General features: G+C 58.8%; 11 protein-coding genes. 6 read left to right on the forward strand and 5 right to left on the reverse strand.

Features of this window, described 5'->3' with window-relative positions:
- Window positions 1–164: 164 nt before the first annotated feature.
- From BUE38_RS19420 to BUE38_RS19435, 4 genes are all read left to right on the forward strand, one after another.
- Window positions 165–914, forward strand: coding sequence for an aspartate/glutamate racemase family protein (locus BUE38_RS19420; protein ID WP_073436892.1), 750 nt, complete (start codon window positions 165–167; stop codon window positions 912–914).
- A gap of 239 nt (window positions 915–1,153) precedes the next feature.
- Entirely contained in the window at window positions 1,154–2,515 is a 1,362-nt protein-coding gene (locus BUE38_RS19425; protein WP_073436893.1) for an NCS1 family transporter, read from the forward strand.
- Between the two features lie 120 nt (window positions 2,516–2,635).
- The gene (locus BUE38_RS19430; protein ID WP_143166402.1) at window positions 2,636–3,418 is read left to right on the forward strand and encodes an aspartate/glutamate racemase family protein; all 783 of its coding nucleotides are present in this window, start codon (window positions 2,636–2,638) and stop codon (window positions 3,416–3,418) included.
- Between the two features lie 128 nt (window positions 3,419–3,546).
- Window positions 3,547–5,004: an NCS1 family nucleobase:cation symporter-1 gene (locus tag BUE38_RS19435; protein ID WP_073436894.1), complete on the forward strand. Its 1,458-nt coding sequence runs from the start codon at window positions 3,547–3,549 to the stop codon at window positions 5,002–5,004.
- Between the two features lie 129 nt (window positions 5,005–5,133).
- Here BUE38_RS19435 and BUE38_RS19440 read toward each other — a convergent pair whose 3' ends face one another.
- The 3 genes from BUE38_RS19440 to uraH form a co-directional block, all read right to left on the reverse strand.
- Window positions 5,134–5,820 (reverse strand): GntR family transcriptional regulator, encoded by a 687-nt coding sequence (locus BUE38_RS19440; protein ID WP_073436914.1) that lies wholly within the window; start codon window positions 5,818–5,820, stop codon window positions 5,134–5,136.
- Between the two features lie 469 nt (window positions 5,821–6,289).
- Window positions 6,290–7,570 carry a urate hydroxylase PuuD gene (locus BUE38_RS19450; RefSeq protein WP_073436896.1) on the reverse strand — a complete coding sequence of 427 codons (1,281 nt, stop codon included), beginning with the start codon at window positions 7,568–7,570 and terminating at the stop codon, window positions 6,290–6,292.
- 136 nt (window positions 7,571–7,706) lie between these two features.
- A complete protein-coding gene (uraH, locus tag BUE38_RS19455) occupies window positions 7,707–8,060 on the reverse strand; it encodes a hydroxyisourate hydrolase (RefSeq protein ID WP_073436897.1) in 354 nt (117 codons plus the stop codon).
- Window positions 8,061–8,342: 282 nt separating this feature from the next.
- Here uraH and uraD point away from each other — a divergent pair, with 282 nt between their 5' ends.
- A complete protein-coding gene (uraD, locus tag BUE38_RS19460; RefSeq protein ID WP_073436898.1) occupies window positions 8,343–8,867 on the forward strand; it encodes a 2-oxo-4-hydroxy-4-carboxy-5-ureidoimidazoline decarboxylase in 525 nt (174 codons plus the stop codon).
- Window positions 8,868–9,069: 202 nt separating this feature from the next.
- Here uraD and BUE38_RS19465 read toward each other — a convergent pair whose 3' ends face one another.
- On the reverse strand, window positions 9,070–9,777 hold the full coding sequence (locus tag BUE38_RS19465; RefSeq protein ID WP_073436915.1) for a glutathione S-transferase N-terminal domain-containing protein: 708 nt from the start codon (window positions 9,775–9,777) through the stop codon (window positions 9,070–9,072).
- A gap of 555 nt (window positions 9,778–10,332) precedes the next feature.
- On the opposite strand from BUE38_RS19465, the gene BUE38_RS19470 reads away from it, so the two are divergent.
- Entirely contained in the window at window positions 10,333–12,036 is a 1,704-nt protein-coding gene (locus BUE38_RS19470; RefSeq protein WP_073436899.1) for an L-lactate permease, read from the forward strand.
- 207 nt (window positions 12,037–12,243) lie between these two features.
- Here BUE38_RS19470 and BUE38_RS19475 read toward each other — a convergent pair.
- A partial coding sequence (locus BUE38_RS19475) for an Ig-like domain-containing protein (protein WP_143166403.1) occupies window positions 12,244–13,807 on the reverse strand: 1,564 nt, incomplete at its 5' end.

The following is a 13,807-nucleotide window of genomic DNA, read 5'->3' on the forward strand; positions in this document are numbered from 1 at the left end:
ATTCCATGACTCAGCTAACGAATATAAGACACTGATTAAAAACAAAATAAACGAATGCGTTTTCTCGGCACATCTTTGCCTTGATGCGTATTCGAAGCAACGCTATTTTGTGTACAAAGATAATTTTTGCTGTACCACAGGATTCACCCATCAGGATCGCTGATATGCATATTCACTTGATCAACCCCAACACCACAGCGGGCATGACCGCCACCATCCGAGATGCTGGCGTTGCCATCGCCGCGTCGGGCACCAGAGTCACGGCTTCTCAGCCGCCCTCAGGGCCAGTGTCCATTGAAGGGCACTTCGACGAAGCCATCAGCGCCGTAGGTGTCACAGAAGAGATCATGCGTCTGGATCGCGAATCACCGCCCGATGCCTATGTCATTGCCTGCTTCGGTGATCCGGGACTGCTGGCGGCACGCGAGATTACCCGAGCTCCGGTCATCGGCATCGCCGAAGCGGCCTTCCACATGGCTACGTTGATCAGCACGCGCTTTTCCGTGGTCACTACCCTGGGCCGCACGGTGATCATCGCCGAACACCTGCTCGATCAGTATGGCTTCAGCCACCATTGTCGCCGGGTACGCGCCGCAGAGATTCCCGTGCTGGATCTCGAGGACGACAGTGATCGCGCTCTGGAGCGGATCATCGAAGAAGGACGACGTGCCCGCGACGAGGATCGTATTGGTGCCATCGTGCTGGGCTGCGGCGGCATGGCCAACCTCACCGAGACCATCAGCCGCGAAGTCGGTCTACCGGTCGTTGAAGGCGTCACCGCAGCAGTGAAGCTGGCGGAAGCGCTGGTCGGCCTTGGACTGGCCACCAGCAAGGTCGGTGATCTGGCCTGGCCTCGCGCCAAGACCTACACCGGGAAGTTTGCTCATCTCTCGGGATTCGAACCCGGTCAGTGACAAACACGGCATGACCATGGTCGTGGAACGACTGTGGCACCAGAACTCGGCTCGGGAGGGTCGAAAGGGCCATTGCGGCACGACACATGAACAGGCTTGCCGCTCTCGGGCATCGAACGGGCCCCTGCAATCAACAGGCTCCAACGATCAGTAGGCCCCAACAACCAACAACAGGCTCTCCTCCAACCATCGCATCCAGCTATCTCCTCCAACAACAAACCAACAGAGCGAGAATCGACATGTCCACTTCCCCATCGCACCCGACTACGGGTGCTGCCACCGACAGCTCGGCCACCAAGGCCGCCGGTGACGAGTCCCTGGCGCCCCAGAAGACACGCATCATGGGGCGCACCTCCTACCTGCTGGCCTGGTTCGGTGGCTGTGTCTCGATCGGGACCTTCACCATGGGCTCAAGCGTGGTCGGCACCCTGAACCTGATCCAGGCAACCCTGGCCATTGCCATCGGTTGCTTCGTGATCGGCATTGCCCTGGCCCTGAATGGCGCCGCCGGGTACAAGTACGGCATCCCCTTCATGGTCCAGGCACGCAGTTCGTTCGGCTTTCAGGGCACTCGCCTGCCGGGACTGGTACGCGCGGTTCCGGCCATCGTCTGGTACGGTTTTCAGAGCTGGATCGGTGCAGGAGCACTCAATCTGGTATCGGCGACCCTGTTCGGCTTCGATAACCTGATCGTGTTCTTCATCGGCTTCCAGTTCCTGCAGATCGGACTCTCGGTGCTCGGTTTCCAGGGCATCAAGTGGCTGGAGAACATCGGCAGCGCCTTCATCCTCGCCTCACTGGTGTACATGTTCTACAGCACCGTGGTGCGTTATGGCGATGTGCTGTCCGCCAATCTGCTGACCATGGAAGGCTCCTGGGGGCTGCCGTTCTGGGGAGCCACCATGCTGTTCCTCGGTATCTACAGCACCATGATGCTCAATGTCAGTGACTATTCCCGTGAGCACAAGGAAGGCACCGGACCAGGGCTGTTGACCACCATCTACGCCATGTCGATCCTGCCCTGCACGATGTTCATGGGCCTGATCGGTTTCATGGTGTCCGAGGCCACCGGCGTGGCCGACCCCATCAAGGTGTTTGCCAACGCAGTCGACAATACACCGCTGCTGATGACCACCCTGCTGTTCATCGCCTTCGCCCAGGTCACCACCAATGTGCTGAACAATGTGGTGCCGCCCACCTATGTACTGATGGACACCTTCAAGCTCAGCTACCGCAAGGCAACGGTGATCGTCGGTCTGTTGGCCTTTGCGACCTTCCCCTGGGAACTGGTCAAGGACGAATCCGCCGCCGGCCTGCAGGTCTTTGTACAGACCTACTCCGCCTTCCTTGGTCCGATCTTCGCGGTACTGGTGGTCGACTACTATCTGATCCGTCGCCGCACCCTCGACCTCGACAAGCTGTATGACGAGAACGGCCCCTATCGCGGCGTCAATCCCGCGGCCCTGGTCGCCACAGTGGTTGGTGTGGTGGCTGCCTTCAGCGCATCCACGGTGTCCTGGTACGCCAGCCTGATCCCGGCCGGCCTGACCTATCTGCTGCTGATGCGTCACTGGCAGGCCTGCCAGCGCTTCCGCAACTGAGCGCATGGCGCCCCGGGTTCCCTCGGGGCGCCTGCTCAGGCGCTCCTCAGCGACGGGCAACCACCCTTGCCGACGGAGACCTTTCTCGAGAACAACGACAATGAACGGAGCTCTTCCATCATGCACAAGCTTCCCTTTCTCATTTCGGGCCGCAAGTTGGCCACCTACGGCCTGCTGAGCGTCTGCCTCTGCGCCGCCTTCGCATCGACGGCAGGTGCCGCGAATGACACCACACCCGACCGCGCCATCGTACTGATCAATCCCAACTCGAATGCCGAGGCCACCCGCTCGATGGCCGAGCTGGCCCGGCTCGAGACCGAGGGCGTGGCAACCGTTATCGAGCGCAGCAACACCGATGCTCCAGCCCTGCTGACCACGCCTCAGGATATGATCGGCGCCGCCCCGGGTGTCGTCGCCATCGGTGTCGAAGCCGCCGGTGACGAACGCGTGGCCGCCATTATCGTGTCTGCCTTCAGCGACCCCGGGCTCGAGGAGCTGCGCGAGGAAGTTGATATTCCGGTGTTCGGCATCGGCGAGGAGGTCTTCCACGAGGCCGCACGAGGCGACCGCGAATTCGGCATCGTCACCGTCACCCCGGACGAGGCACTGATCGAGTCGTTCCGCCAGAAGGCTGCGTCCCTCGGCTATGAGCACCTCTACCGTGGCGTCAGGGTCACCCCGGGCGACCCCACCCAGCTGGTGCAATCCCCTGAAGCCCTCGATGCCGCCCTGGCAGAGGCGGTGCAGACCTCCATCGAGGAGGATGGCGCCCAGGCCGTGATCATGGGCGGTGGCCCGCTGTCGGCCTCCGCCCTTCGCCTGCAACCCCGCTTCGAGGTCCCGCTGGTGGTCGCCGTGAATGCTGCGGCCCGTGCAGCCGTCGCGGCCATTCAGGACAAGTAGTCGCTCTACGGCCCACCGCGGAGACCGCGGTGGGCCAACCTACACTGAGAGTGACGGCAGCACCCCGACTCAAGGCCCTCCCGAGCGGGCAGGCCATCCACAACAACCACAGCGCAAGGGCCTCTCTCATGAATGAGCAGGATCTCCACCTCGACACCTCGCGTGTCGATCCCTCTCTATACAACAAGGATCTCGCCCCGCTGCCCCATGACAAACGCAACTGGGGGGCTTTCGAGATATTCAATGTATGGTCCAACGACATCCAGAGTCTGTTCGGCTACACCCTGGCCGCGTCACTGTTCCTGACCTATAACCTGAGTGGCTGGGCGGTGATGGCAGCGATCATTCTCGCCGGGGTAATCGTGATGTTTCTCGTCAATCTGACCGGCTCACCCAGTGTCCGTTACGGGATCCCCTTTCCGGTCATGATCCGCGCCAGCATGGGCGTACGCGGCTCCAATCTGCCGGCACTACTGCGCGCTATTGTCGGGATCTTCTGGTATGGCGTGCAGACCTACTTCGCATCCACCGCGGTGACCCTGATGATCACGTCGCTCATCGGTACTGATGGTGGCGCAGGCATGCTGGGGCTGTCCCCCGTTGCCTGGCTGTCCTTCCTGGTGGTGTGGGTGTTCCAGATCGCCATCTTCTGGTCCGGTATCGAGCGCATCAAGCACTTCCTCAACTGGGCCGGACCGCTGGTTTATGTGGTGATGGTGCTTCTGATGATCGTCGTCTGGTGGCAGGCCGGTGACCAGTTGCTGCCCGCGGTGGGCGATATCTTCTCCGGCCAGGGTAACGGCATCGGTGGCATCCAGGCCTTCGCCGCCATCGTCGGCACCATGGTTGCCTACTTCGCCGCGGTGGTAATCAACTTCGGCGATTTCACTCGTTTCGTCACCACTGAACGGCAGATGAAGCTCGGTAACCTGCTGGGGCTGCCCCTGAACGTGGCCTTCTTCTCGTTCATCGCCCTGATCATCACCGCCGGTACCATGGTGCTGTTCGGCGAGGCGCTGACCAATCCCACCGATATCGTCGAGCGAGTGGATTCCCTGCCGTTGACGCTGCTCTCGGCCCTGACATTCTTTGCGGCCACGGTGGGCATCAACCTCGTCGCCAACTTCATTCCTCCGGCCTACGATCTGGCCAACCTGTTCCCGCGCCATATCAGCTTCCGCATCGGCGGTCTGATCACCGCCTGCGTGGCGCTGGTCGTCGGTGGGCTGTGGGTCTCGGTCATCAGCCAGATCGGCGTTCCCGGCTTCGTCAATGCGGTGGGGGCCATTGTCGCGCCCTTCTACGGCATCATTGTTGCCGACTACTATCTCATCAAGGGAGGCAAACTGGATGTTCAGGCGTTGTACTCGGCTCGGGAAGGCGATGCCTACACCTATACCAACGGCTGGAACCTGCGGGGACTGGCGGCCTTCGCCCTCGCTGCAATATTCTCGCTGTCGACGGTGATCGTGCCCGCGATGTCCAGTCTGTCTGGCTTCGGCTGGATGATCGGAGCCGCGCTGGGTGGCGTGTTCTATCTGGCTCTGATGCGTGGCCAGACGCGGGCGCTGAAGTCGCCTGCCTGACCCTGGCCCGTAGTCAGGAAATACGTCGCTCGGACGTAAATAGTTCGGGAGTAAGTTGTTCGAAAACAAGCTCGGGAACGATCAGCCGGGCGGCGCGCCATTCTGAAGGGATACACGCCGCCCAGTTGATCAGCGCGAGAAGATCTCGAACAGATCCGGAGCCTCGCTGTCCTCTTCGACAATGGACAGCGAGGCTTCGATCGCTTTCAGGTGCCGGCTCATGAAGGCCGCAGCGCGCTCGCCCTTGCCTTCGGCGAGGAAGTTGATCAGATCCTGGTGATCGTGGGATTCGCAGCCCAGATGGCCGGTGTTGCCGTACACCGCAAGAATCAGCGATGACCGCGAACACAGGCGGTCAACGAACTCCGCCAGAGTACGATTACCCGAAATACTGGCCAGGTAGGTATGAAAGCCTGCAGAAAGCCGAATCGCCTGGCTCTGCTCACCAACACGCAAGGCATCGCGCTCGCGTTGGGCCATGCGCCGCAATTCCTCGATGTCTGCCGCCGTGATACGCCGGGCAATCTCCGGTATCAGCCCACACTCGACCATCTGACGCGCATCAAAGACATCCTTGGCTTCCTCGGCTGTGGGCCGAGTCACGCTTGCCCCGCGACGAGGTGTCAGCGTGACCAGCTGTTCAAGCGCAAGGCGCTGCAGGATCTTGCGAATCCCGGTGCGGCTGACGCCGAACACCTCGGAAAGAGCATCTTCGCGAAGCCGTGCGCCGGGCTTGAGACGATGTTCGATGATGGCGTCACTGATGGAGCGATGGATGGCCTCATGGCGCTCGGCACCATCACCGTTCTTCCCCATTCTGGGGGATGATGCACCGGTAGCCTGAGGGGAAGCCTTCACCCGTTGATTCATCGACGCTCTCCTGTCAGTGCGCTATTGATCAGTCATGGCCTGTGCGGTGACCACTCCGGCCTTGAAGCCGGACCACCATCAACGGGCTCGAGCCTCGTATACCCTGGGTCCCATAAACCATAAGTCCCATATACCAGGAATCTCGCGTGCCTGGCCTGGCGTCGCGATCATTGTGCGATTGCTGCAGTTATCCCACGAGCCCAGTGTGGCGTGCCACAAGTATCAACGCCTATTGTATACGACATCTAGTGTGGTGTTTCGCAAGTTCATCGTATTTCAGAGTCATCAGACGCGCGAAAATCATGACAACCTGTGAGACACCACACCAGGCAAAAAGGCCTGCCACCGAAGTCGGGGCAGGCCAAAGGAGTCACAACACTTTACTGCAGAACCTTGCTGCAGGCGGCAGAGAAGGTTATTCGCTGCCCCAATTCGCGATCAGCTTGCGCTCATCATCGGTCATCTGGGTCAGGTTACCCAACGGCATATAGCCACTGGCAACAACCTGCTGGATGACCGCCTTCTGTTGCTCGGTCTGAGCTTCTGTCTCCAGTGCAACACCAGCGGGTGGAGCACTGAAGCCCGCATGCGTCGGTTGAGCCGCGTGGCAGGAGGCACAGCGCTCAACCACTACGGCATGTACGCTGGCCAGTGGCGTTGCGTCCGAGTCTTCTCCGCTGTCAGCGACTGCCTTCCCAGTGCCGCTCGAGGCTGAGGATTCGCTGGTCACGGCCGCGCTGGCTGCGCCTGATGTGCTGTCACTACTCAGACTCGGCGCGCCCAGACCAAAGGCCAGCAGGATCAGCACTACACCCGCGGCAGGATAGGCCGGCTTGTGGTGACCGGAGTGCATCAGCACGAAGTACTGACGAATCAGTGCTCCAGCGAAAATCAGCAGCGCCATGATCACCCAGGCCCAGTCATTGGTGTAGGCGAAGGAGTAATGGTTGCTGATCATCAGCAGCACCACCGGCAGCGTGAAGTAGGTGTTGTGCACCGAGCGCTGCTTGCCACGCTTGCCATCCAACGGGTTGGGAGTCTCGCCCGCCTGCATCGCCTTCACCATGCGACGCTGGCCGGGAATGATCCAGAAGAAGACGTTGGCCGACATGGCCGTTGCCATGACGGCACCGGTGAGCAGGAACGCCGCACGGCCGGAGAAGATGTGTACGCTCAACCAGGCAACGACCACCATCATCACCGCCACGGCGATACTCAGCAGGCCATCGCGATCCATGTTGGGACTGATGCGCTTGCACAGTTCGTTATAGACGACCCAGCCCCCGGCAAGAAACGCCAACGCCACCAGGTTGGCTTCCAAACCACTCAGGTTGGCGGCCCACTGCCAGGGGCTACCCGGGTTGACCAGGTAGAAACTGGGGTTGGCCATGTAGAGGATGACGAACAGGCCAAAACCCGACAGCCAGGTGACATAGGACTTCCAGAATGACCAGTGCAGGTCATCGGGTAGCTTTTCCGGTGCTGTCGCATACTTCTGGTTGTGGTAGAAGCCACCGCCGTGCACCGCCCACATCTCGCCGAAAACACCCTTGCGCCGATCTTCCTCGGCCTTGGGGGTCTTCAGTCCGTTGTCGAGCATGACGAAGTAGATGGATTCACCAATCCAGGCGATGGCCGCGATGACATGCAGCCAACGCAGCAGAAAGTTGGAGACGTCAAGCAAGTAGGAAGACATGACTTGTTCTCTGCCAGGAGTTGTTGTTGGGAAACGCAGCGATGGTCAAGACCATTCAGCCACGTCGGTCACGGGTTCAGCCGGTCACAGATGCAGCCGGTCAAGGGTGCTGTCGGTCACAAATTCAAGGGGCCGGTCAGCTACCGCGGTAGGTGGAATAGCTGTAGGGCGATACCAGTAGCGGGACATGGTAATGCTCACTGTCATCGGCAACCCCGAAGCGCAGCGGAATGCGGTCGAGGAAACGTGGCTCGCTGGCCTCGACGCCCTGGGCACGTAGATAGTCGCCGGCATGAAACACCAGTTCGTATTCGCCACGGGTAAAGGTATCGCCTTCCAGCAGGGGGGCGTCACAACGGCCATCGTCGTTGGTCACAGCCTCACCAAGGCGAATACGTTCATCGCCATTGATGCGGAAGATATCGATACGGATGCCCTTTCCCGGGCAGCCGCGAGAGGTGTCCAATACGTGTGTGGTCAAGCGTCCCATGGTGCTCCTCCTGCCATGCGAAATTATTGTCACTCGACGAATCGAGCCTATGGTGAACATGATTGATCTAAAGAAGGGTACATTTCAACCAATTTTTTGTATACATTTTATCCAGATGACGCCACCATTACTGAGCGACCCATCAACGACGGGCCATACACACGGTTATGGAGCACGGTCCGTAGAGAGCTGTCCATAGAACTCTCTGCAACTCGCTTTCACCGTTCTCGTCGACGATGCTTCTTTATCTATACTCTTCTTTCTACAACAGCAGGAGGCTTCATGGCCGCGCCGATTCTCGAGAAACGCCCGAGCCACATGGACAAGGCAACGTTCGTCGCTACCTATGGCGATGTCTTCGAGCACTCTGCCTGGGTCGCCGAGGAGGCCTGGCAGCGGGGCCTGGACGAACAGCATGACAATCCAGTCACGCTGGCGGAGCATATGGGACAGGTGCTGATCGATGCCGATGAACAGCGCCAGATGCAAGTCATTCTGGCCCACCCGGATCTGGCCGGTAAGGCAGCGGCAGCAGGCGAGCTGACCAATGACTCGACTCGCGAGCAGGCTGGTGCGGGCCTGGATCAATGCACCCAGGAAGAGCTCGAGCGCTTCACCCGGCTCAACAATGCCTACAAGGAACGCTTCGGCTTTCCCTTCATCATGGCGGTCAAGGGCGGCAACCGACACACCATCCTCGCCGCCTTCGAGGAGCGCCTGAACAATAACGTAGACCAGGAGCGTCGTGAGGCCGTTGCCCAGATCAACCGCATCGCACGCTTCCGGCTCGAGGATCGCGCCAGCTGAATGCTGAATACGACAACGGCCAGCCTCTCTCGGCTGGCCGTTGTCGATGAAGCGTCCGATTGCAGGCCCTTGCCTGCCGGTTCGATATCAACGTGGCAACTCACGATTGACATGGCAATCAAATGGCTCTTCCTGATCGATTTGATGATTGCCGTCGGCACTTACCTGTGCCGCGCTCAACTCAGCACAAGAGCTTGCCGGGTCAATAACTTCCTTCAATATCTGAGATACGCAGCGCCTGGCGTCCCAATCCATCATGCAGGTCCAGCATGCGCTCCCGCCATGCATGTACCGGGTCGGCATTGGATATGAGATCCGCAGTGGAGACGCTACGCGCCCACATGAAATTGCCGAATACCAGATAGTCACCGGCACCAGGCACATCGCCATCGATGAACTCGGTCTGATCAAGCAACCCCCGCAATGGCTCCAACGCCGCATCCAACTGCGCCAGGCCCCTGGCCGGCGAATGAAACTCTTCCAGACGACACCCGAAGCGCTTCTCACGGGTTTCGCGGAAGTAGTCACGATCCTTTGGATGAATGGCGTTGACCAGATCCATGATGATCGTGCGCATGATGCCCGGAGCCATGACCCGTTCCGCATGGAACTTGATGTAACGGACACGCGCTTCGGCGGTAGCATCACCCAGCAAGGAAGGCGTCTCCGGGTAGGCCTGATCCAGATAACGCATGATCTCGTAGCTGTCGACGACAGTCCGATCCCCATCCACCAATACCGGCACCTTGTCGTAGTTGGCAAACGCCAGTGCCTGCTTGTCGGTGAAATGCCATGCCCGGGTTTCCACATCCAGCCCCTTGTGGGCCAGTGCCAGCTTCACCCGCCAGCAGTAGGGAGAAAAGCGCAGCTCACTATCGCTGCCACACAGATCGTACAACACTCGTGACATTGGACTTGCCTCGCTCAGGGTCGATAGATGCATGGTGCCAGCATCAAGCGTTGAGACCAATGCCGGGAAGTCCTGGCTTGTTATCACAGGGCCTTATTAACATGGCAATCAAATAGCTCATCCTGATCGATGTGATTGTCGCCCGCACCACACTGGCGCAGATGCGCGGATCTGCTGGTGTGGTGCGTCTCGCGTCGGTCTGATGGCCGACGGCGGCACGTCCATGTGCCGCAACTCACCCAACATAAAAGCATGCCGGGCTAATAATATCCCGAGGCCAGGCACTTCATATCCCACCAATTTTGTCCATTAGTCTAACGGTCTGCCGCATCATGATGTCTTTCCCTCATCAATGACGTATCACAACTCTATGTTTTTATTAAACAATACAAGAATAAAACGGAACTCAATGCTTAGCAAGCATTGGTAAGACCAATTCACCAAGTATGGAACTGGAAGAATCTCGCGTTTATCGTGCAGCGAACGCTACACCGTGATCCGGTGGGCGGAAACTCATGAGATCGCTGACCACAAACGACAAGAGAACACCGACTGATGACTGATACGACCCTTGCGCTCCTGGCATTCGTGCCGCTGGTACTGGCAGGTATTCTGCTGATCGGCCTGCGCATGGCCGCCCGAGTGGCCATGCCTATCGTCCTTGTGGTGACCGCCGCCATTGCCCTGCTGGCCTGGGACATGACCGTGACCCGGGTCATCGCCTCGACACTACAGGGCCTGATCCTCACCGTGGCGATCCTGTGGATCATCTTCGGCGCCATCCTGCTGCTCAATACGCTAAAGCACTCGGGTGGCATTACCGCCATCCGTAATGGCTTTTCCGGTGTCAGTCCCGACCGCCGCGTGCAGGCAATCATTGTTGCCTGGCTATTCGGCTGTTTCATTGAAGGTGCTTCGGGCTTCGGAACTCCGGCGGCCGTCGCTGCTCCCTTGATGGTGGCATTGGGATTCCCGGCTCTGGCCGCCGTCACCGTAGGCATGATGATCCAGTCCACACCGGTCTCCTTCGGTGCTGTGGGTACGCCCATCGTGGTCGGGGTTGCCGGTGGCGTCGACCGTGTCGGCATCACCAGTACTCTGGAGACAGGTGGCTCCAGTTGGCTGGATTACTTCCACCTGATCGCCGCTGAAGTGGCACTGGTGCACGCTGTGGTAGGGGTCCTCATGCCACTGATCATGGTCATGATCATGGTGCGTTTCTTCGGCGCCAATCGTTCATGGAAGGAAGGGCTGGCCATTGCGCCCTTTGCCATCTTTGCCGGTGTCGCCTTCGTAGTGCCCTATGCCCTGGCGGGGGTTTTCCTCGGACCAGAGTTTCCATCGATGATCGGCGCCATGGTAGGCCTCGCCATCGTGGTGCCCGCGGCTCGACGTGGTTTTCTGATGCCCACCGAGAACTGGGACTTTCCGGACAGCCAGCAATGGCCCGACCACTGGATCGGCAAGCTGAGTATCAAGGCCGAGGAAGTCGTTGGTGAAACACGCATCTCCACCTTCATGGGCTGGCTACCCTATGTACTGCTGGCCGTGCTGCTGGTGCTGTCGCGCACTGTCGAACCCTTCAAGGCCGCACTGACCTCGTTCAGCCTCGGTGTTACCGACATCCTGGGTGAAAGCGGTGTGTCCGGTAGCGTCGAGCCGTTGTACCTGCCCGGCGGCATCCTGCTGATGGTGGTGTTGATCACCGCCGTGCTGCATCGCATGAAGGTCTCGGAACTCAGAAATGCCTTCGGAGAGTCAACTCGCACCCTGCTGGGCGCCGGTTTCGTGTTGATCTTCACCATTCCCATGGTGCGCATCCTGATCAACTCCGGCGTCAATGCTGCCGACCTGCCGTCGATGCCAGTCGCCATGGCGACCCTCGTCGCCAATAGTGTTGGTGAAATCTATCCACTGTTCGCTCCGACAGTGGGTGCACTTGGTGCCTTCATCGCCGGATCCAACACCGTTTCCAACCTGATGCTGTCGGACTTCCAGTTCAATGTTGCCCAGCAACTCGGTGTTTCCACTGCACTGATGATCGCTCTGCAGGCTGTTGGTGCCGCCGCCGGCAACATGATCGCCATCCACAATGTGGTGGCCGCCTCGGCTACCGTGGGGCTGCTGGGCCGCGAGGGGATTACCATCCGCAAGACCCTGTTGCCGACGCTGTACTACGTGATTGCCACAGGCCTGATCGGCCTGTTCGCCTTCCATGTACTGGGTGTCAGCGACCCGCTACTGAGTATTGGTCAGTGAATCCCGGCTGAACACCGCCTGATAGCTGCCTGGCGGGGGGTACCACGCCCCCTCGCCAGGGCCGCCCAGGCCTTGTCTTGAAAATCGACGAGCGACGGTCAGGCAAGGCGAAATCGGACGAAAAAGCGCAGTTTACTGGTCGTAAATGAGCATTTGAGAACGACTTCAACGCCGCATGACCGAGCGCAGACACTTTTCAGGCAGGCCCTAGACGATCAACTGCTGGTTGGCCAGCAAGGTCGCCAGATCCGTCTGCACATCGGTGAGTGTCACCAGTGTGGTCATCTTGTGAGTACTTCCCTCACTATCTCGATCAATGGCGATCTCGGTGTCGTTGCCCTTCACCATGACCCTGAGATACCTGGCGAGCTCATCCAGGTCAGGCCCACCATTGCCTGAACCATGAATCCCCGAGTCAGCCAGCAATTCATGCAGATCAATGTAATCCGCGTCCGCGCCGTAACCAACCGTGAAGCCACTGATCCGGTCCACACCATTACCACCGGTAGCATCGGCGGCATTCAGTAGATGCCAAGTCAGTAGATCACCGCCACCATTGCTGATAGTGAAGTGATCGTCGTTGGCAGTACTTGTCAGGTGATTGTCGGCCTCCCGGCTAGACACGGTATTACTTTCCATGACGGCTGTATCAATGGGTTTTGACTCGCTCTCGGCATCTTCACTCATCAGTAGGCGCTGCTGAACAGTCGCGACAGTTTCATAGCGGTTCCATTCAAAGTTATCCAGCACAACACCCATTCGTTCATTTTGACCATTGATACGAATATGGTCCACAACCTTTCCATCGTCTGCTGTATATTCAAACTTATAAACGACCGGGATCCCGCCTCCTGGATCAACAGCTTTCAGCTTCACCTGATCAATCATCAAATCATTTGAATCATAAACCTCCACATAGGAGTCATTATCCACAGAGTGATAATTAAAAGAAAAGTAATCCACTCTATACCCAAAATCTATTTCACCCACTGCTCCCTCAGCGATAACGACAACATTCCCATAATTTTCATTGAAGCCGAATGCCCACGCTTCTGAGCCACCAAAAGCCCTGCCGTCCTGAATACCAATGATTTTCATGCCTGAATCAAAAATATGTGATTCACCAGCATGTACCTGGTCTCTCAGGGGATCACTTTCAAAATCTTCCGATTCAGCTAGTTGCACTTCAAAGCGTCTACTGCCATTCGCCTGATTTCCGGCATCATCTTCAACCAGGACAGAAACCGTCTGATGACCGACCTCCAGATCTTTCACGTCCGCTGCTGGAACCCCCAGTCTCCAGGTACCATTGCTACTGACCCTGGTGATATGGATCTTACCGCCCAGGTCAAGAGTAAGGGTCTCTCCCTCCCTCAACCCAGTGGTGGTGCCGCTCAGGATTAGATCCTGCTGGTGTTCGACGGCATCGATGACATCATCCCCGGTGACGGCATCGATCGTCACGGTCGGCCTGGAGGTATCCACCGTCACCCCCCGCTGGCCATACCCGGTATTGCCCGCATCATCCGTGACCTCGGCCTTGAGGGCGTAACCACCATCCCTCAGCGACTTGATATCCCCCTCGCCAACGGTCAATGTCCAGTGGCCGTCGGCACCGACTTGCGTGGTGTGACGCTTACCGTTGAGCGTCAGGGTCAGCGTTTCTCCACCCTTCACCCCGCTGGCGGTGCCACTGATGCTCAGCGCCTGCTGATGTTCCACAGCGTTGATGGCATCATCCCCGGCGATGGTATGGATCGTCACGGTCGGC

Source organism: Halomonas cupida, from assembly GCF_900142755.1.
Taxonomy (GTDB): Bacteria; Pseudomonadota; Gammaproteobacteria; order Pseudomonadales; family Halomonadaceae; genus Halomonas; species Halomonas cupida.